Origin of the sequence: Sphingomonas sp. JUb134, from assembly GCF_004341505.2 — a bacterium.
In the GTDB taxonomy this organism is placed as follows: Bacteria; Pseudomonadota; Alphaproteobacteria; order Sphingomonadales; family Sphingomonadaceae; genus Sphingomonas.
On the sequence record NZ_SLYP02000003.1, the window covers coordinates 170,949 to 190,380 of the forward strand.

The window sequence follows — 19,432 nt, forward strand, 5'->3', positions numbered from 1 at the left end:
AACAGACGGGGACCACCCCGCACCTCCGCCGGCCCGAGGAGAGAGAATGACCCGTTCCCCCGTTTCCGCGCTGGCCCTCGCCGTCGCCGTCCTCGCCGCCCCGGCCGCCGCCCAGACTCAGGCACCCGCCACTGCCGCGCCCGCCGCCGACCAGAGCCTGATCTTCCACGCCACTCTGGACACCGGCTTCACCGCCGAGCACGCAGCCGGCGACCCGGTGCCCAATTTCCGCAGCGGCATGAGCACCGTCGCCGATGGCGCCATCGGCGGCGCCGCGCGCTGGTCGGACGCCGGCTATGTCGCGTGGAAGGCGCCCGGCAACATGCGCGCCGAACGCGGTACCCTCGCCTTTTGGTGGCGTGCGCGCGATCCCCTGAACGACGTCCCCTTCGTGATCTTCCGCACCGGATTTGCCGATCACACCAGCTGGGACATGGCGTTCCTGCGCATCGACTGGAACGGCCACGGCTTCGACGCCTTTGTCACCGACGCTAATCTCGCGCGGATCCGCGTCTCCTACACCATTCCGGAGATCCCGGACCCCAATGCGTGGCACCACCTCGCCTTCGCCTGGGACGAGACGGTGGGCGTGCGCCTCTATGTCGACGGGCGCGAAGTCGCCGCCAAGCGGCAGGTGGCCGACCTCGATTCCGGTCTCGACCAGTTCGGCCTCGCCGGCCGCGTGATCTCGCCCCACCAGGTGCAGAGCCGCTATAATTTCATGCGCGGTTCCGACGTGGACGACCTGCGCGTCTATGACCGCATGCTCGGTGCCACCGGCGTGAGCGCGCTCGCCGGCAAACAGGAGCCCGCCGCACCCCCGGCCGACGATACCGCCGCCCGCCGCACGGCGTGGCTCCACCGCTATGGCTGGGACCGCCAGAGCCCGCCCGTCCTTGCCGACGCCGCAACCACCATCCGCAAGGTCGAGTTCGCCGACGCCAAGGACCTGAAACAGTGGATGTGGAAGGGCGGCGACGGCATCCCGGAGACCACCTGGCCGGGCGTCTACAACCGCTCCAAGCTCCCCGGCCGCGACGACTATTTCGAACTCCCCGACTGGAACGTCTATGTCGAGGGCGGCAAGACCTACGACCTCGCCGTTCCCGCCGGTGAGCGCTTCAACCGCGTCGCCATCCGCGGCGCCGCTTATGGCACGCTCGCCTATGCGCCCGAGGGCGGCGACTATGCGACCCTCGCCAAGCGTCCCCAGGGCGTGGTCCGCACCAGCGACAGCTTTGTGGCGAAGACCGGAGGCCGCCTGCGCTTCACCAATGTGATGCAGGAACAGCCGATCCAGGAGATCTGGGCCTATAACGTCACGGCAGGAACGCCGCCCAAGGGCCTGTTCAGCCTCGATTATGTCGTCGATGCCAAGGCGTCGTCGCAGCTCCCCGCCCTCTCCGCGCTCAACGCCTATGTCGCGGGCCGCTATGCGCCCGACGAGCAGGCCACCGCCGTCGCCATGCCGGCGGGCGGCATCAAGACCGCGGTCGGCGCCGGTAGCTCGGCCGAGAGCGGCGCCGCCGTCCGCCGCGCCGACGCGCGCCCGATCGTCCACCTGCTGGTCCCCTCCAATTTCGGCGACGCCTTTCCGGACAGGCCGCTCGCCCGCGCCTGGGACTATGGCTGGCAGAACCTCCACGCCGGTCTCGACGGTATCGCCATCGACCTGCCCGCGATGCAGCTTAAACCGGACGCCAAGGGCCTGATTCCGCTCAGCATCGTCGTGCACGATCCGATCTGGCCGGATCGCCAGATGATCGACGTGCAGGTCTCGGTCCGCCCCGGCGAGGCGCGCACCCTCTGGCTGGATCTGCGCGACCGCATCCTCAACAACGACAGCCTCTTCCTGACGATCGCGTCCGCTGCGCCGGACTTCAACGCCGATGCGCTCAACGGCGCCAAGCTGCGCCTCGTCTTCAAGGACCGCGCAGAGGCCACCAAGGAGCATGTCGCCGACCGCTTCAACCAGGTGAGGGACAATTGGGGCTTCCTGGTCGAGGAGCACACCGCGTCCAAGAATGCCGGCCTCTACCGCCGCGTCTTTGCCGACATCTCCGATTTGCTGCGCGTCGACCCCGACCATGCGGAGGCGCGCCGCTACTGGGCGGACATCAACTACCGCCCCGAAAACATGCCGGCCTTCACCCAGCCGCAGCCGCCCGCCGGCGTGCCGCTCTGGGCGTTCCGCCAGCTCGAGGATTTGAAGCTCGCCCGCCATTTCGTGAACTGGTGGATCGACGAGCGCCAGGTCCCCTATGGCGACTTCGGCGGCGGCATCTCCGACGACACCGACCTCACCCAGCAATGGCCCGGCCTCGCGCTGATGGGTGTCGACCCGGACAAGATCAACGCGTCGCTGCGCGCGCTGGACGAGGCCGTCTACAAGAACGGCATGATCGAGAACGGTCTGGGCGTCCTCACCACCGACGAGCTCCACGCCTATGAGGAAGGCCTCAACGCCGACGCCGAACGCCTCTACCTCAACTGGGGCGAGCCGCGCACCGTCGAGCGGATCATGGCCACCACCAAGGCGCTCGGCGGCATCATCACCCGCAATCCGGCCGGGCACCTCCATTTCTCCTCGAACTGGTACGGCGCCCGCAAGGTCTATCGCGAGGGCGCGTTCGAGTGGCAGAAGCCCTACAGCTTCACCGTCCTCCACGGCCCGATCCTGCTCGGCCTCTACAACGCCAACCCGGCAGCGCGCGGGCTCGTTACCGGCGTCGTCGATGGGCTGATGGCACATGGCACCCAAGGCCCCGACGGCAACTGGAGCTATCCCAACGAGATCAATTGGCGGACGGATGCGACGCGCGTCGGCGACGGCGGCGGCGCCACCGTCCCGCTCCAGTCCGCCTGGGCATCGTGGCGCTTTACCGGTGACGCCAAATACCTCCGCCCGATCGAGACGCGCCTCGCAAAAGCTGGGCTCGCCGCACTCGCGGAGTTCAACGAGAACGCCTTCCAAGCCCTCCCGATGGGCGGCCAGCTCCTCGCGACCGCCCCGGCTAAGGCGGAGGCCTCGGGCGATCCCTTCCCGCTCTACAGCGCCTGGGCGGCGACCGGCGACCGCAGCTGGCTCGAACGCCTCCACGCCGACGCCATCGCCGACAAGGCGCAGCACATGTACATGTACACGGAAGGGCACTGGTGGTCCGACCGCGTCGACCAGCCCAACGAGATCCTCCAGCGCGAGCGCCTGGGCGGCATCGCGCTGCGCCGCAACCAGACCTGGCCCGGCAACACGGTCAGCTGGCGCTTCGACCAGCCCGAGGCCGCAACCCAGGTCGCGATCCTCGTTCCCAACCCAAGGCCCGACGCCTTCCGCGTCATCGCCTACAACACCACCAGCCAGCCCCAGCGCGCGACCATGACCGGGTGGACCGTGACCGGCGGCACCTGGACGATGAAGGCCGCCACCAGCAGCGACGGCGGCACCACCCTCACCCCCATCGACACGCGCCAGCTCACCCTGGAGCGCAGCGCCTCGACGGAAGTGACCTTTGCCCCCGGCACCACCACCGTGCTCGACTTCACCCTCAGCCAGGCGAGCAGCCCGGTCGAGCAGCGCTCCGACCTGGGCATCGGTATCGACGACGTCACCGTGCAGGGCCGCCGCGTATCGGTGACGGTCCACAGCCTCGGTTCGCAACCTGTGGTCGGCGGCGCGGTGACGCTGGTGGACGCCACCGGCCGTGAAGTTGCCCACGCGGCGGTACCGGCACTCGCCGCCCCCACCGACCTGAGCCCCAAGACCGCGACCGTGCGCCTGAGCATCCCCGGCGGGGTCGATCCCGCCACCCTTTCGGTCCGCGTCGCGCTCCCGGGCGACGCGCCGGAGGTGACGCGCCAGAACAACCAGGTCCCCCTCGCCGAGCTCGTTCGGCGATGAAGGCGACGCGGCGCGCTGTCCTGGCTGGCCTCGGCATCCTCGCCACCCCGGCGTTCGCGCTGGGGGGCCGCAACGACCTGCGCGCCGCGCTGGATGCGGCCGAGAAGGACGGCGACCCCGCGCACCTCGCGAGCTTCGATGCCAGGGCGCTCCCGCCGGGCCAGCGCCTCGACCTGCTCACCGCCCGCGCGGGGCTCGCGATCGACGCGAAACTCGCCACTGCCACCGGCGCCGAGCGCTACACCCTCCTCCTCCAGCAACGCAGCGGCACCAACGTCACCCCCGCCCGCACCCGCCGTCGCCTGACGCTCGAGCTCGACCGCCTCACCGCCCGCGCCGACCGCTTGTTCCGCGGCCTCGGCCGCACCCAGGGGTCGGTCGGCGAACGCTACCGCGCCCTCTTCGCCGACCCGCAATGGCACTATCCCGACAGCGACGCCGGCCGTGACCAGGCCGTCGCCGACATGAACCGCGTGCTCGACGCCGCCCGCGCGCGCGTGCCCGCCTTGCTCGGCCCCGTCCCGCCCTTCTGCCTCGACGTCACCGCCCGCCGCCTCTCAGCGGCCGAGCTCGCCGCCGGCCGCGGCGGCTATCGCGAACTGCCGACCCCGCAGAAGCCCGGCGCCTATGTCGTCGACCTCAAGGACATCGCCCGCCGCCCCAGCTGGAGCCTGAGGGGCGCCGTCCACCACGAGCTGCTCCCCGGCCACATGACGCAGATGCCGATGGAGGTGCTTGCCGACCCGCACCCGCTGCGCCGGCGCTACGCCCCCTCCTATGCCGAAGCCTGGGGGATGTATGCCGAACAGCTCGCCGCCGCCGATGGCGTCTACAAGGGCGACCCGCTCGGCGAACTCGGCCACAGCCACTGGCTGCTGTTCCGCGTCACCCGCGGCCTCGCGGATCTGGGCATCCACCTCGACGGATGGAGCATCGACCAGGCCCGTGCACAACTGATCGCCTGGCAGGGCGAGCCCGGCTATTTCGCCCCGTTCGAGATCGACCTGCCCCGCATCGCCAAGGAACCCGCTACCCGGGCCTCGGAGGCCATGGCCTGGCTGGATCTCGCCGACACCGCCGCTCGCGTACCGGCGGCGCGGCGGGTGATGTTCCACCAGGCCATGCTCCGCCACGGCCGCATGCGCACCGAAGTGTATGGTGACTGGAAGCGCCTGGCCTGAACCACTCCGTGCCCCGGCGAAGGTCGGGGCCCAGTAGGGAAGGCCCCGGAAGAACGCGCACCTATCGCCTCGGCACCGCAACTGGACCCCGGCCTCCGCCAGGGTACAAGAAGAAGAGTCGCCCGCTTCTAGCCCTCACCGAGCTCCCGCGCCCGCCGGAACCCGGTTCCGTCCCCTACAACGCCCGGTACCGGAAGTCCCGGAACCGAGCCTCGCCCGCCCCGGCCGAATACAAGCCCGGCCGCAGCATCAGGAACCCGCCCCGCACATTATGGTGGTACCCAGAGACCTCCATTCCGCGGTCGAAGCGCTTCCACGTCCGCCCGTTATCGCCGCTCAGGTGGATGGCCACGATGTGCTCCTTGTTCGCCACCCGCATCCGCAGGCGCCGGCCATAGGGGTTCGCCGGCCGCCCGCGCTCGATGCCGTACTGGTGCGTCACGAACCGGGTCTCGTCGAAGCCCAGCCCGCAATAGAGCTTGTCGTCATAGAACAGCACCAGGCCCGCGGTCCCGCCGGCTGCGATCTCGATCGTGCATTCGAACTGATACGCCCGGTCCCCCGCGATCAGCATCAGCGGCGAGGAATCGCTCGGTGCCTTGCCGGTTGCCTTCAACACCAGCGTGCCATTCTCCACGCGCGCCCGAGCGGCCTCGTTCGGTCCGGGCTGAAAGAAGTTCCACTTCGCCCCCAGCTGCAGGGTCCGGAAGTCATCCGACAGCGGCTGCCCATGCGGCAGCGCCGCGCCGCCCCTGGGCTTGGCGATGGGCTGCGACAGGTCGCCGCCCTTCATCCGGAACCAGCCATCGGCGGTCCATTCGATCGGGTCCAGCAGCGCCTGCCGCCCCAGCGTCCAGAACCCGTTCTCGAACCCGTGGTACACCGACCACCAGCTCCCGTCCGGCGCCTCGACCAGGCTCGCATGGCCGCGCGACCACCAGCGTTCCGACACATCCTCGGTTCGCACCACTGGATTGGCCGGATCATTCTCCCATGGCCCGTGGAGTGAGCGTGATCGTGCCACGATCACCATGTGCCCGGTGGGCGGTCCCGCCGTCCCGCCCACCGCGGTGATCTGGTAATACCAGCCGCCGTGCCGCACGATCTTGGGCCCCTCGGGCGAGAAGCTCTCGACGTCCCACTCGTCCGGATAGCGCCAGGGGTCATAGACATGCTCGACCTTGCCTATGGTCGACAGCCCGTCGTCCGACAGCCGGATGCGGTCGCCGCCCGACAGGAACAGCCAGCGTGACCCATCCTCGGCCACCGCATGGCACGGGTCGATATGCTCGTGCAGCCCCAGCGACTTCGGGTCGGACCACGGCCCGTCGATATGATCGGCCCAGCTGACATAGATGTCGTTCGGCGTGGCCTTCACCGGGATGTAGAGGAAATACCGCCCCTTGTGCCTTTCCAGGCTCACCGCCCACACCGATCCGATGTTGCGGTTGAGCGCGGCCTTGCGCGGCTGCCAGTTCACCAGGTCGCGGCTGTGCCAGATCGTCAGCCCCGGATAGCTGTCGAAGCTGGAGAACGTCATGTAATAGTCCCCTCCATCCTTCAGGATGGCCGGATCGGGGTGGTCGCCGGCCAGCAGTGGGTTCAGGAACCGCCCGTCGCCCAGGTCCGCGATCCGCTGGTTGTCGAAGCCGCGCTTCCAGTCCCTCGCTGTGCCCGCCTTGCAAGCCTCAGGCGCCGCCGGCGTCCCCGCCGCCCGTGCGGGCGTTCCGCCCAGCATCGCCGCTGCACCCCCGGCAAACGCCGTCCCCAGCGCGTCGCGCCTGCTCAATCCCATCGCACTTCTCCAGCTTGGGGGTGCAGCAGCGGGCGGCGTGCGTGCGCCGCCCGCGCCTGCCTTCAGACTTCCTGCGCGCGCACCAGCTTGGGCGACAGCAGGTGGACGCACAGCAGCGCCAGGAAATAGGCCGAGCCCGCCACCGCGAACAGCGGCACATAGCTGCCGATGCTGTCGAGGACATAGCCTGCGTACTTGGCCATCAGCATGCCGCCGATTGCGCCCACAGTGCCGCCGATGCCGACGACCGAACCCACCGCCGCACGCGGGAACAGGTCGGACGGGAGGGTGTAGAGGTTGGCCGAGAACGCCTGGTGCGCCGCGGTCGCAACGCCGATCACCAGCACCGCCAGCCACAGGTTGTCGATCGACTGGGCAAAGAACACCGGCACCACCGCGCAGGCGCAGATGAACATCGTCATCTTGCGCGCGTAGTTGACGCTCTTGCCCGCGTTGATGAACCGCCCCGACAACCAGCCGCCCGCGACGCTGCCCAGATCGGACAGCAGATAGATGGCGACCAGCGGCGGCCCGAAGCTCAGCAGGTCCAGGTCATAGCGTTCGCCCAGATAGCCCGGCAGCCAGAACAGGAAGAACCACCAGATCGGGTCGATGAAGAACTTGCCCAGCGCATAGGCCCAGGTTTCGCGCACGCGGATCAGCCGCTTCCACGGGATCGCCGTCACCGGATCGGCGGGATCCTGCTCGATCCAGGCGCGCTCCTCGTTGGTTACCTTGGGATGCTCGCTGGGGCGTCGATACATCATCAGCCAGGCGACCAGCCACAGCAGGCTGACCAAGCCGGTGATGATGAACGCCGCACGCCAGCCATAGGTGACGGTGATGATCGGAACCACCAGCGGCGTGATGATCGCGCCGACGTTGGCGCCGGCGTTGAACACGCCGATCGCCAGTGCCCGTTCGCGCGCCGGGAACCACTCGGTGACCGCCTTGATGCTCGCGGGGAAATTGCCAGATTCGCCTAAACCCAGGCCGAAGCGTGCCATGGCGAACTGGGTGACGCTGTACGCGCCGCCATGGGCGATGTGTGCGATCTGCCAGATGACGAAGGCGATGGCATAGCCGAAGCGCGCGCCGATCACGTCCATGATCCGGCCGAAGCCGAGGTAGCCGATCGCATAGGCGAACTGGAAAAAGAAGATGACGTCGGCGAAGTCGGTCTCGCTCCAGCCGAGGTCCGCCGACAGCGTCGGCTTGAGCACGCCGATCATCTGCCGATCGACGTAGTTGATCACCGTCGCCGTAAACAGGAGCGCGACGATCCCCCAACGATAGCGACCCGCCCGCGCTACCGCGCCTGCAATCGGATCAGCCCGTCCGTTCTCCATGCTTCGTCTCCGACATACTCTCCTGCCGGGCGGCGGCCTCTATCGTGCCGCTCACCCGAAGTGTTCCAAACCGCGCCTCGACCCGCGCCCCGACCGCCACCTGGTGGACGCCGGTCACCGCGCCTGATGAGACCCATTGCCCCGGCTCCAGCGTCCGGCCGCGCGCAGCCAGACTCTCGACCAGGAACGCGACGGCGCCGAACGGGCCATCGAGCATGGTGCGCGCGCTCGCCTCACCGACGCAGGTGCCGTCGACGAAGGTCGCAACCTGCCAGTCCTCAAAGGCCCGGCTCGACCAGTCCGCCACCGGCGCGCCGATCAGCAATGCGTTATGATTGCCGAAGTCGCTGATCGTGACCAGCGGTCCGTCCGCATTAATCCCCGCATAGGGCGAACTCGCGATCTCGAACCCGACATGCACCGCGTCGACCAGCTCGACGACTTCCTCCAGTGAGATCCGCTGCGTACCCGGGCGTGGCGAACGGCCGATGCGCAGCAGATATTCGGCTTCCACCGCGGCAAAGCCGCCCGCGATCACCGGCAGCGCCACCGGATCGTCGCCGGCGTTCTGGATCTGGTCGGCAAAGATCGGCCCAGCGAGCCGCGGCACGCCCAACGTGTCGCTGTGGGGCGCCGGCACGCGGCCCACCTTCCACCCGGCGACGGCACCGCCACGCAAGGAGATCGCATGGTCCTGCACGCCATAGGCCGTGGTTAGCGAGGTCGGACGCGCGCCCGGATAGGTGGGAAGCGCCGCACCCACACGCCGAGCCTCCACAAAGGCCCGTGCGATCGCCTCTTCCCCGCTCATCGACAGAACATCCTCAGCATTTCGCAGGCATGGCTATTGGAAACCGGTGTCAGGAGCAAGGTAGTTTATGCGCTTGCGGCTCAAGGCGGACTCAGAATCTCTTCAGAGACAGCCGGCCGCGTTGCGTTCGGAAGCGCAGAGGCAGGCCAAGATAGCGTTACCAATTTCGTTGACCGCCTCCCGTCGATGTGCACAGTTTGATCCAAACAGAAAAACTGGGGAGGTGTCGCGTGGCTCGCACGTTGCTGATGGGACTTCTATTGCTGTCGTCGGTTGCGCCAATCAGCGTGGCCACCGCGCAGTCCGCGCCTTCGGAGCTCCGCTATCGGAATCCGCAGCTGCCCCCTGCCGAACGCGCCCGCGATCTCGTCTCCAGGATGAGCCTTGAGGAAAAGGCGCTCCAACTCGGCCACGACGCGCCTGCTTTGCCCCGACTGGGCATCCCCAAGTACAACTGGTGGAACGAGGGGCTGCATGGCGTGGCGCGCGCCGGCATCGCAACGGTGTTTCCGCAAGCCATCGGCATGGCGGCGACATGGGACGTCGATCGGATGCGGGATACCGCCGACGTGATCTCTACCGAGTTCCGCGCCAAATATCTCGAGCGGCGCCATCCCGATGGCGGGAGCGACTTCTATCGCGGGCTTACCGTGTGGTCCCCCAACCTCAACATCTTCCGTGATCCGCGCTGGGGACGCGGGCAGGAGACCTACGGCGAGGATCCCTATCTGACGGGCCAGATCGGCACCGCCTTCATCCGAGGCCTGCAGGGGGACGATCTGAAGTACTTCAAGACGATCGCTACCTCGAAGCATTTCGCGGTCCATTCCGGCCCGGAAAGCAACCGCCACCGCGAAGACGTGTACCCGAGCCTCCACGATCTGGAGGACACCTATCTGCCGGCGTTTCGCACCACGGTGACGGAGGGCAAGGTCGCTTCCATCATGTGCGTGTACAATGCGGTCTGGGGCGTGCCGGGCTGTGCCAACGCGGTGCTGCAGCAACAGTATCTGCGTCGCGACTGGGGCTTTCAGGGCTATGTGGTCTCCGACTGCGGGGCAGCGGCGAACATCTATCGCAAGGACGCGCTGCACTACACCAACACCGCTCCGGAAGGTGTCGCAGCCGGCTTCGAGAACGGCATGGACCTGATCTGCGGCGACTATCGCAACGGCATGACGACCGATCCGGAGAACATCGTCGCGGCCGTCAGGGCGGGGCATATGAGCGAGGCGACCGTGGATCGGTCGCTCCAGCGCCTGTTCGAGGCGCGCATCCGGCTCGGCCTGTTCGACCCGCAGCTGCCGTTCCCGGCCATCACGGCGAAGGACTACGACACGCCCGCGCATCGCGCCAAGTCGCGCGAGATGGCCGAGGCGTCGATGGTGCTGCTGAAGAACCAGGGCAACCTGCTGCCGTTCAAGAGCGCGCCGCGCACGATCGCCGTCATCGGGCCCAACGCCGACAGCTTCGATACGCTGGTGGGCAATTACTACGGCACGCCGTCCCGGCCGGTGACGGTGCTCGACGGCATCCGCGCGCGCTATCCCAACGCGCGGATCCTCCATGCGCAGGGCGTCGGCCTCATTGGGCCGGCAGAAGCGCCGGTGCCGGACACGGCTTTCCGGGGGCTCCGAGTCCAGCATTACGCCAACCGCGACTTGCAGGGGGCGCCGAACGCCACGGAAGCCGCGACCAACGCACGGGTGGAGTGGAGCGGCGACCGCGAAAGCTCCGCACGCTGGACGGGCACGCTGGTGGCCCCGGAAACCGGCGAGTATCGCTTCCGCTTCTCCAGCGAGAACGGCTACCGCGTCTGGATCGACAACAAGCTGGTCGTGGACGAGTGGGGCGTGGGCGACGCGCCCTCGATCCTCTCGGGATCCATCCGCCTGAAGCGGGGCAAGAGCTACGCCGTCCGTATCGAGGGTTTCCAGCGCGGCGCGCGCGGCCAGCAGCAGCTTCTCTGGAGCCTGCCGAGCGCCAATGGCGACGATGCGGTCGCAGCCGCAAGCCAAGCTGACGTCGTCATCTTCGCAGGCGGCCTTTCCGCCCGCATCGAGGGCGAGGAGATGAAGGTTCAGGCGAAAGGCTTCGCCGGCGGTGATCGCACCAGCCTCGACCTGCCCGAGCCCCAGCAAAAGCTGCTCGAACGGGTCCATGCCACCGGCAAGCCCGTCGTCCTGGTGCTGATGAACGGATCGGCGCTGAGCGTGAACTGGGCCGACAAGAACATCCCGGCAATCGTCGAGGCCTGGTATCCAGGTGGCGAGGGCGGCCATGCCCTCGCCGGCCTTCTCGCCGGAGACTATAGCCCGGCCGGACGCCTCCCGGTCACCTTCTACAAGTCCGCCGACGATCTGCCCGCGTTTGACGATTACGCGATGAAGGGGCGGACCTACCGCTATTTCGACGGGGAGGTTCTCTACCCCTTCGGCCACGGCCTTTCCTACACCGACTTCGCCTATCGGAATGCGCGCGTCAGCGACAAGACGATCCAGGCGGATGGCTCGGTGACGGTGTCGGTGGATGTCACCAACGCGGGCGGCATGGACGGCGACGAGGTCGTCCAACTGTACGTCGCGCATCCCGGCAAGGACGGCGCTGCCATCCGCACGTTGCAGGGCTTCGAAAGGGTGCACCTGAAGAAGGGCGAGACGCGCACGGTTCGCTTCGCGCTGAAGGACCGACAGCTCAGCTACGTGGACCCGCAGGGCCGCCGTCGCATTTCCACCGGCCAGGTCGACCTCTGGGTTGGTGGCGGCCAGCCGGCATCGTGGCCGGGGCACACCCCGGCGGCCGGAGCAGCCGCTTCATTCGCGATCTCTGGCGAGAAGCTGCTGCCGCGCTGAAACATTGCCAGTGGCTCCGATCACGCCGCTGCCGGTTCGGATCATCGGACGCGCCCCTGCCGCAGGGGTGCGTCCAAATGCCGCTGGCAAACAACTTCGCTCGGTCGCTATGGATGCGCCATGACCAAGGCCTCCCAGCCCACCATCAACGACGTCGCGCGTCTCGCCGGCGTTTCGAAGAAGACGGTCAGCCGCGTCATCAACAACAGCGACCTTCTGAACGAGGACACGCGCAAGCGCGTCGAGCAGGTGATCGCCGAGCTGGGTTATACGCCCAATCCGCAGGCGCGTGCGCTGGCGCTGCGCCGCAATTTCGTGATCGCGCTGATCCACGACAATCCCAATGCGCAGATGGTGCTGGGCGTGCAGCACGGACTTCTGGAGGTGCTGCGCGACACCGAATTCGAGCTGCTGGTCCACCCCGTCGATCGCGGTGACCCGGAGATGCTGGGTGAAATCCGCCGCTTCCTTGAACGCCAGCGCCCCTATGGCGTGATGCTGTTGCCGCCGATTTCCGAGAACGACCAGCTCGCCGGTCTCTGCGCGTCCATCGGCTGCCGCTATGTCCGCATGGGATCGGCCCCATTCGATGTGCCGGAGCGCATGGTCGCCTCCAACGACCGCGAAACGGTCCGCCACGCGATCGGCCATCTGATCGAGGCGGGTCACCGCCACATCTGCGTCATCGCGGGTCCCCGCGGCTTCCGCTCCGCGCTCGAACGCCAATCTGGCTACGAGGAAGCGATGAAGGCTGCCGGACTGCCGTTCGACCGCACCTGGATCGCACCCGGCGACTATACCTTCGATTCCGGCATGCGCGCGACTGAGCGGCTGCTCGACCTCTCGCCCCGCCCCACCGCGATCTTTTCCTCCAACGACGAGATGGCGGCGGGCGCCATCCATGTTGCCCGGCAGCGCGGGCTGGAGATTCCGGCCGACCTGTCGATCATCGGCTTCGACGACACCACCATCGCGTCGCACCTCTGGCCCCCGCTCACCACCGTGCGCTGGCCGATCGAGACCATGGCGCGGGCGGCCGCGCTCAAGCTCATCGGCAACAGTGTCGGTGACGAGGACGGCGAGCACGCGCTGTTCCTGTCGACGCTGATCCGGCGCGCCTCGGTCGCGGCACCGTCCACCTAAAGATATCTGACAAATTGGCTGGACAGTCTCCAGCCGCTTTTGCATCCTTCCGCCTACTGCCGGCGGGCCGCCCGCCTCCCTTTCTGCCCGAGGCCGTTCGATGACCAAGCTTTCGCTTCACCCTGATCGGCTGCTGCCGGCCGATCCGACCACCCGGTCGATCGCGCGGCGACTGTACGAGCGCATCGCGGGCCTTCCGATCCTCTCGCCCCATGGGCACACCGATCCGGCTTGGTTCGATCGCAACGAGCTGTTCGGCAATCCGGCCAGCCTCCTGATCATCCCGGACCATTATGTCTTTCGCATGCTCTACAGCCAGGGCGTGCCGCTGGAGGAACTGGGCGTACCCCGCGTCGACGGCGGGCCCACCGAGGCCAATCCGCGCGCGATCTGGCGCCGCTTCGCCAGCCACTATTACCTGTTCCGCGGCACCCCATCGCGCATGTGGCTCGACTGGGTGTTCGCCGAAATCTTCGGGCTCGACGAGGTGCTGTCCGCCGCCAACGCCGAAACCTATTACGACACCATCGACGCCGCGCTGAAGCAGGAGGCGTTCCGCCCCCGCGCGCTGTTCGAGCGCTTCAACATCGAGGCAATCGCCACCACCGAGGGTCCGCTGGACCCGCTCGACCACCATCGCGCGATCCGCGCGAGCGGATGGCAGGGCAAGGTCATCACAACCTATCGCCCCGACCCCGCGCTCGACCCCGAGTTCGAAGGCTTCCGGCAGAACGTCGAGCGATTGGGGGAACTGGCCCGCGAGGACGTGTCGAGCTGGAAGGGGTACCTGCGGGCGCACGAAAACCGCCGCGCCTATTTCCGCGAGGTCGGCGGCGCGACCGCGACCGACCACGGCCACCCCAGCGCCGCGACCGCGGACCTTTCCGAGGCAGAAGCCGAGCGCCTCTATGCCCGCGTCCGCTCCGGCAGCTGCACGGCCGCCGAGGCCGAGCTGTTCCGCGCCCAGATGCTCACCGAAATGGCCCGGATGAGCATCGACGACGGCATGACGCTCCAGATCCACCCCGGCGTCCACCGCAACCACAATGCGACCCTCATGGCGCAGTTCGGCCGCGACAAGGGCGCCGACATCCCGATGGCGACGGACTTCGTCGGCGCGCTCCATCCGCTGCTCAGCCGCTATGGCTCGGACCCGCGGCTCAACATCATCCTCTTCACCCTGGACGAGGACAGCTATGCGCGGGAGCTCGCGCCGCTCGCCGGCCACTATCCCTCGCTGCGCCTCGGCCCGCCCTGGTGGTTCAACGATAGCCCTGAGGGCATGCGCCGCTTCCGCGAGCGGGTGACCGAGACGGCCGGCTTCTACAACACGGTCGGCTTCAACGACGACACCCGCGCCTTCCTGTCGATCCCGGCGCGCCACGACGTCGCCCGGCGAATGGACTGCGCCTTCCTCGCACGCCTCGTCGCCGAGCATCGGTTGCCCGAGGACGAGGCGCACGAAGTCGCGCAGGCGCTGACCTATGACCTCGTCAAGCAGGCCTACAAGCTGTGAGCGCACGCCTTTCGAACGCGACCCTGGCAACGCTGCCCGCCGAAGTCGCCCGCCCGTCCTATGACCGCGCCGCGGTGAAGGCGGGCGTCGTCCACCTGGGCATCGGCGCCTTTCATCGCGCACATCAGGCCGCGGTATTCGACGCCGCGCTCACCGCAGGAGACCTGCGCTGGGGCATCATCGGCGTATCGCTGCGTTCTCCGGGCGTGCGCGACCAGCTGGTACCACAGGACGGGCTCTATACGCTGGTCGAGCGCGAGGGCGACGCCCGGCGCCTGCAGCTGATCGGGGCGGTCCAGACCGTGCTGGTGGCGCCCGAGCATCCGGCGGCGGTCGTCGCCGCGCTCGCCAGCCCCGACACGCATCTCGTCACGCTGACGATCACCGAGAAGGGCTACAAGCTCGACCCCGCCACCGGCGCGTTGATCGAGGCGGATGCGGATGTCGCCGCCGACCTCGCCAGCCTTGAAGCGCCTCGTACCGCCCCGGGCTTCTTGGTCGCGGCCCTCGCCCGCCGCCGCGCTGCGGGCCTTCCCCCCTTCACCGCGATTAGTTGCGACAACCTGCCGCACAATGGTGCGCGACTGCGCCAGGCGGTGCTGCGCATGGCCGCCGCGCACGACGCGGAGCTCGCCGCCTGGATCGAGGCGGAGGGCGCCTTCCCGCAGACCATGGTCGACAGGATCGTCCCCGCCACCACCGACGCCGATATCGCCGAACTCGCGCGGACCTTGGGCGTGGAGGACCAGGCGATGGTCAAGACCGAGCCCTTCTCCCAATGGGTGATCGAAGATCGCTTCGCGGGTCCGCGGCCGGACTTCGCGGCGCTTGGCGTCCAGCTCACCGACGACGTCGCGCCCTGGGAAGAGGCCAAGCTCCGACTGCTCAACGGGGCGCATTCAGGCATCGCCTATCTCGGCGGTCTCGCAGGCATCGACTTCGTGCACGAGGTAGTGGCGCTGCCCGAAGGCCGCCGCTTCGTCGAGCGGTTGTGGGAGGAGGCGGAGTCGACGCTGTCGCCGCCGCCCGGCCTCGACGTCGCAGCCTATCGGGCACAGCTGATGGCGCGCTTCGCCAACGCCGCGCTCCAGCACCGTACCCGGCAGATCGCGATGGACGGATCGCAAAAGCTGCCGCAGCGGCTGCTTGCAAGCATCGCCGCGTGTCGCGCGACGGATACCCGCTGCCCCGCCCTGAAGCTTGCCGTTGCCGCGTGGATGCGCTGGCAGGAGGGCATCGACGACCAGGGCAGAGCCTTTACCGTCGATGATCCACTCGCTGCGCGCACCGCCGCGGCATTGGAGGGCACCATCACGGCCGAGGAGAAGGTGGCAGCGCTGCTCGCGCTCGACGCGATCTTCCCCCCTGCTCTGGCCGAAGACGCCGCGCTGGCACAGCTTCTCGCGGCTTGGCTGCACCGCCTGGAGACGGAGGGCGCCCGCGCGACCCTCGCCCGGCTGTAGGATCAGCGGATCGCGGAAAAACGGTTTGCGCGATCCCGCAACTGGGCCGCCTCGGCGCGGGCTCGTTCGAGGGCATCGTTCTGCGTCGCCTCGAGCAAGTGCTCGATCACGCGGCCCAGGTGGCGGCGCATGGCTTGGCGCGCCCCGTCCGGATCGCCCGCGGCGATCGCATCGAGGATGGCCCGATGGTCCTCGATGCGCGGTTTCTCCCCTGCCCGCCGCGCGCGGTCGAGCACGGCCATGCAGAGGGGCGAGCGATGCCGCACGTCCCACAGCGTCTCGATCGTCAGCACCATCGCGTCGTTGGCGGTCGCCCGCGCGATCTGGCGATGGAACTCGCGATCGGCATATTCGTCCGGGCTGTCGATCGCGTTCTCGGCGATCATCCGCTCCAGAATGTCGCGCAACGCTGCCACGTCCGCCTCGTTTCGGGTGAGCGCAGCCAGCGCAGCGCACTCCCCCTCCACCAGCCGGCGCGCCTCGATCAGTTCGAACGCCCCGATGTCCAGATCGGACGGCTGCAGCAGTCCCGGCGCGTGGGCGGTCACATAGACGCCCGATCCACGCCGTGCCTCGACCAGTCCGAGGATCTCCATGCCGATCACCGCCTCCCGCACCGTCAGGCGGCTGACGCAGAAACGATCGACGAGTTCGCGTTCGGTGGGGAGCCGGTCGCCCGGTGCGAAGCGCCCGCTGACGATGTCGGCCTGAAGGGCGTCGATGATCGCTTGGTAGAGCTTGCGTCCGGCGGGTCGGGTCATGCTGGGTTCCTGCACCCCGTCAGCCTAGGCGGCACGACTGGCCCTGTCATCCATCGACTTAGACGGTCACACCCTGCTTCCACAGCGCGATTTCCCGCTCGCCGTTGCGCTCGGCGCGTGTCTCTGCACCGGAAGCCGTGGCGATCACCAGGTCGAGCAGCCGTTCGGTCACCGCCTCCGGTGCCTCCCCTTCCAGCAGCGGCCCCGCGTCGAAGTCGATCCATCCCGGCTTACGCTCGGCAAGCCCGGTGTTGGAGGCGATCTTGAGCGTCGGCGCCGGAAACCCCATCGGCGTCCCGCGCCCGGTGGTGAACAGGATCACGGTAGCGCCCGCGGCCGTCAGCGCCGTTGAGGATACCGCGTCGTTGCCCGGCGCTTCCAGCAGCACCAACCCCTTCTGCCGCACACGTTCGCCATAGCGCAGCACGTCGACCACGGGCGCTCGACCCGCCTTCTGCACCGCACCCAGGGACTTTTCGTCCAGCGTCGTGATGCCGCCCGCCTTGTTCCCCGGCGACGGGTTCTCATAGACGGGCTGACCATGGGCAATGAAATAGCCCTTGAAGTCCTCGACCAGCGTGCAGATCTCGCCGAACACCCCCTCGTCCTTGGCGCGCGCCATCAGGATACGCTCGGCGCCGAAGATCTCGGGGATTTCGGTCAGCACCGGGGTTCCTCCTGCGTTCGCCACCGCGTCTGCGACGCGCCCGACCAGCGGGTTGGCCGAAACACCCGAGAACCCGTCGGAGCCGCCGCACTTCAGCCCCAGCACCAGTTCCGACAGCGGCACCGGCTCGCGTCGGTCCTGCTCGGCCAACGCGACCAGTTCCTCGATCATCGCGAGGCCCGTCTCATATTCGTCGCTAACCATCTGGGTGGTGAAGGAGCGCAGGCGATTGCGGTCGATGCCGGGCGCGGAGGCGAGCAGCGCGTCCATCTGGTTGTTCTCGCACCCAAGGCCGATCAGCAGCACGCCGCCGGCATTGGGATGCTGCGCCAGGCTCGCCAGCATCGTCCGGGTATGATCGAGGTCGTCGCCCAGCTGGGAACAGCCGTAGGGGTGCGGAAAGGCGTGAATGCCGTCCACGCGACCCGCAAAGCGCCGCTCGGCGAGCTCGGCCAGCCGCCGCGCCGTCGCGCCCACGCAGCCGACCGTGCATAAGATCCAGATCTCGTTGCGCGTACCGACCGCCCCGTTCGCACGGCGGTAGCCATCGAAAGTGCGCGGTTCAGCAGGCACGGCCGACACCGGCGGAGCCGCGGCATAGACATACTGCTGCGCCTCCTCCAGCAGCGTGCGCACATTGTGGGTATGGACGTGCGCCCCGGCCGGGATGTCGATCGTCGCGCGTCCGATCGGCCAGCCGAACTTCACGACTTCGTCGCCGGTCGCAATCGGACGAACGGACAGCTTGTGGCCCTTCGCCACCGGGTCGCAGAGCGTCACGGTCGTATCGCCAACCGTCACCGTCTCCCCTGCCGACAGGTCGCGCAGGGCGGTGGCCACATCGTCGCGGGGATCGACCTGGAGCGCGGAACGGATCAGGTGCATCGGGAAGGTTCGCCTGTTGGAGACATTACTCAGATAACTTTAGCGGGCCTCGTCTGCAAGGCGTGCCATCGTGCCCATCTACTTGTCTGACCGCGGGCTGCGTACTAGCGTCGGATCCTCCCCAATCCGCCGTCTCGGCGGTGCCGTTTCTCCAGAGGTTCGACGCCCATGATGATGACGCAGACCATGCGGTGGTTCGGCCCCGCGGATCCGGTCGCGCTGGCCGACATCCGCCAGGCCGGGGCCAGCGAAGTCGTCACCGCATTGCATGAGGTGCCGAACGGTGCCGTCTGGTCGCGAGAGGCGATCGCCGCTCGCAAGGCGCAGATCGAGGAGGCGAAACTTGGCTGGACGGTGGTCGAGAGCCTGCCGGTGCATGAGGGGATCAAGACCCGCTCGGCCAGCTGGGACCAGTTGATCGACGCGTATCTCCAGAGCCTGCGCAACCTCGCCGCCTGCGGCATCACCGTCGTCACCTATAACTTCATGCCCCTGCTCGATTGGACGCGAACGGACCTTGCGTGGCCGCTACCGACCGGCGCCCGCGCGCTGCGCTTCGATCCGGTCATGGTCGCGGCCTATGACCTGCATATCCTGCGCCGCCCCGATGCCGCCGCGGACTATGATCCCGCGATACGCGATGCCGCAGACCGTGCCCATCACGCCATGGAGGAGGCGGCACGGCTCCGCCTGGAGCGGACCATCATCGCCGGCCTGCCGGGAAGCGAAGAGCATTTCACCTCTGCCGAATTCCTCCGCTGCATCGACACCTACGCGGATGTGGACGCCGGCCGGCTGCGCGCCAACCATTTGGCCTTTCTTGAGGCGGTCTGTCCGGAAGCGGACGCGCTCGGGATCAGGCTCGTCGTTCACCCGGACGACCCCCCCTTCCCCATCTTCGGCCTGCCGCGCGTGGTGAGCACCGAGGCGGACGTTTCGGACCTGTTCGCCCGGGTCCCCAACCCCTCCAACGGGCTCTGCTTCTGCACCGGCTCGTTCGGGGTGCGCGCCGACAACGACCTTCCGGGCATGGTCGAACGGCTGGGCAGTCGCATCGGCTTCCTGCATCTGCGATCCGTGCAGCGCGAGCCGGAGGGCGCCTTTCACGAGG

The 19,432-nt window shown here is 68.2% G+C and carries 12 protein-coding genes; 7 read left to right on the plus strand and 5 right to left on the minus strand.

What is annotated here, in order from left to right:
- Positions 1–46 precede the first annotated feature (46 nt).
- Together EDF69_RS19045 and EDF69_RS19050 are read left to right on the plus strand one after the other, a co-directional pair.
- Positions 47–3,898, plus strand: coding sequence for a LamG-like jellyroll fold domain-containing protein (locus EDF69_RS19045; protein WP_132883688.1), 3,852 nt, complete (start codon positions 47–49; stop codon positions 3,896–3,898).
- Positions 3,895–5,079, plus strand: a complete 1,185-nt coding sequence (locus EDF69_RS19050; protein ID WP_132883687.1) for a DUF885 family protein — start codon at positions 3,895–3,897, stop codon at positions 5,077–5,079. The genes EDF69_RS19045 and EDF69_RS19050 overlap by 4 nt, the downstream gene beginning before the upstream one ends.
- A gap of 175 nt (positions 5,080–5,254) precedes the next feature.
- On the opposite strand, the gene EDF69_RS19055 is transcribed toward EDF69_RS19050, so the two are convergent.
- The 3 genes from EDF69_RS19055 to EDF69_RS19065 form a co-directional block, all read right to left on the minus strand.
- Positions 5,255–6,874 (minus strand): family 43 glycosylhydrolase, encoded by a 1,620-nt coding sequence (locus EDF69_RS19055; RefSeq protein ID WP_132883686.1) that lies wholly within the window; start codon positions 6,872–6,874, stop codon positions 5,255–5,257.
- A gap of 62 nt (positions 6,875–6,936) precedes the next feature.
- Complete coding sequence (locus EDF69_RS19060; RefSeq protein WP_132883685.1) at positions 6,937–8,223, minus strand: MFS transporter; 1,287 nt, start codon at positions 8,221–8,223, stop codon at positions 6,937–6,939.
- Entirely contained in the window at positions 8,204–9,034 is an 831-nt protein-coding gene (locus EDF69_RS19065) for a 2-keto-4-pentenoate hydratase (protein ID WP_132883684.1), read from the minus strand. The genes EDF69_RS19060 and EDF69_RS19065 overlap by 20 nt, the downstream gene beginning before the upstream one ends.
- Positions 9,035–9,321: 287 nt before the next feature.
- On the opposite strand from EDF69_RS19065, the gene EDF69_RS19070 reads away from it, so the two are divergent.
- The 4 genes from EDF69_RS19070 to EDF69_RS19085 all read left to right on the plus strand — a co-directional run bounded on the left by EDF69_RS19070 (position 9,322) and on the right by EDF69_RS19085 (position 16,008).
- Complete coding sequence (locus EDF69_RS19070) at positions 9,322–11,886, plus strand: glycoside hydrolase family 3 C-terminal domain-containing protein (RefSeq protein WP_339538986.1); 2,565 nt, start codon at positions 9,322–9,324, stop codon at positions 11,884–11,886.
- A gap of 120 nt (positions 11,887–12,006) precedes the next feature.
- On the plus strand, positions 12,007–13,029 hold the full coding sequence (locus EDF69_RS19075; RefSeq protein WP_132883683.1) for a LacI family DNA-binding transcriptional regulator: 1,023 nt from the start codon (positions 12,007–12,009) through the stop codon (positions 13,027–13,029).
- 100 nt (positions 13,030–13,129) lie between these two features.
- Complete coding sequence (gene uxaC / locus EDF69_RS19080) at positions 13,130–14,545, plus strand: glucuronate isomerase (RefSeq protein ID WP_132883682.1); 1,416 nt, start codon at positions 13,130–13,132, stop codon at positions 14,543–14,545.
- Positions 14,542–16,008 carry a mannitol dehydrogenase family protein gene (locus tag EDF69_RS19085; RefSeq protein ID WP_132883681.1) on the plus strand — a complete coding sequence of 489 codons (1,467 nt, stop codon included), beginning with the start codon at positions 14,542–14,544 and terminating at the stop codon, positions 16,006–16,008. The genes uxaC and EDF69_RS19085 overlap by 4 nt, the downstream gene beginning before the upstream one ends.
- A gap of 2 nt (positions 16,009–16,010) precedes the next feature.
- Here the strand turns inward: EDF69_RS19085 and EDF69_RS19090 are convergent, their stop codons facing one another.
- Complete coding sequence (locus tag EDF69_RS19090) at positions 16,011–16,769, minus strand: FadR/GntR family transcriptional regulator (RefSeq protein WP_132883680.1); 759 nt, start codon at positions 16,767–16,769, stop codon at positions 16,011–16,013.
- Between the two features lie 58 nt (positions 16,770–16,827).
- Positions 16,828–18,321, minus strand: a complete 1,494-nt coding sequence (locus EDF69_RS19095) for a UxaA family hydrolase (protein WP_132883679.1) — start codon at positions 18,319–18,321, stop codon at positions 16,828–16,830.
- 168 nt (positions 18,322–18,489) lie between these two features.
- Between EDF69_RS19095 and uxuA the strand changes: the two genes are divergently transcribed.
- Positions 18,490–19,432: mannonate dehydratase (uxuA, locus tag EDF69_RS19100; RefSeq protein ID WP_204991474.1), on the plus strand; the 943-nt coding region annotated here is incomplete at its 3' end.

Coding starts and splice junctions, on each gene's coding strand:
- EDF69_RS19045 (WP_132883688.1), top strand. CDS start 47: ATGACCCGTTCCCCCGTTTCCGCGCTGGCCCTCGCCGTCGCCGTCCTC.
- EDF69_RS19050 (WP_132883687.1), top strand. CDS start 3,895: ATGAAGGCGACGCGGCGCGCTGTCCTGGCTGGCCTCGGCATCCTCGCC.
- EDF69_RS19055 (WP_132883686.1), bottom strand. CDS start 6,874: ATGGGATTGAGCAGGCGCGACGCGCTGGGGACGGCGTTTGCCGGGGGT.
- EDF69_RS19060 (WP_132883685.1), bottom strand. CDS start 8,223: ATGGAGAACGGACGGGCTGATCCGATTGCAGGCGCGGTAGCGCGGGCG.
- EDF69_RS19065 (WP_132883684.1), bottom strand. CDS start 9,034: ATGAGCGGGGAAGAGGCGATCGCACGGGCCTTTGTGGAGGCTCGGCGT.
- EDF69_RS19075 (WP_132883683.1), top strand. CDS start 12,007: ATGACCAAGGCCTCCCAGCCCACCATCAACGACGTCGCGCGTCTCGCC.
- uxaC (WP_132883682.1), top strand. CDS start 13,130: ATGACCAAGCTTTCGCTTCACCCTGATCGGCTGCTGCCGGCCGATCCG.
- EDF69_RS19090 (WP_132883680.1), bottom strand. CDS start 16,769: ATGACCCGACCCGCCGGACGCAAGCTCTACCAAGCGATCATCGACGCC.
- EDF69_RS19095 (WP_132883679.1), bottom strand. CDS start 18,321: ATGCACCTGATCCGTTCCGCGCTCCAGGTCGATCCCCGCGACGATGTG.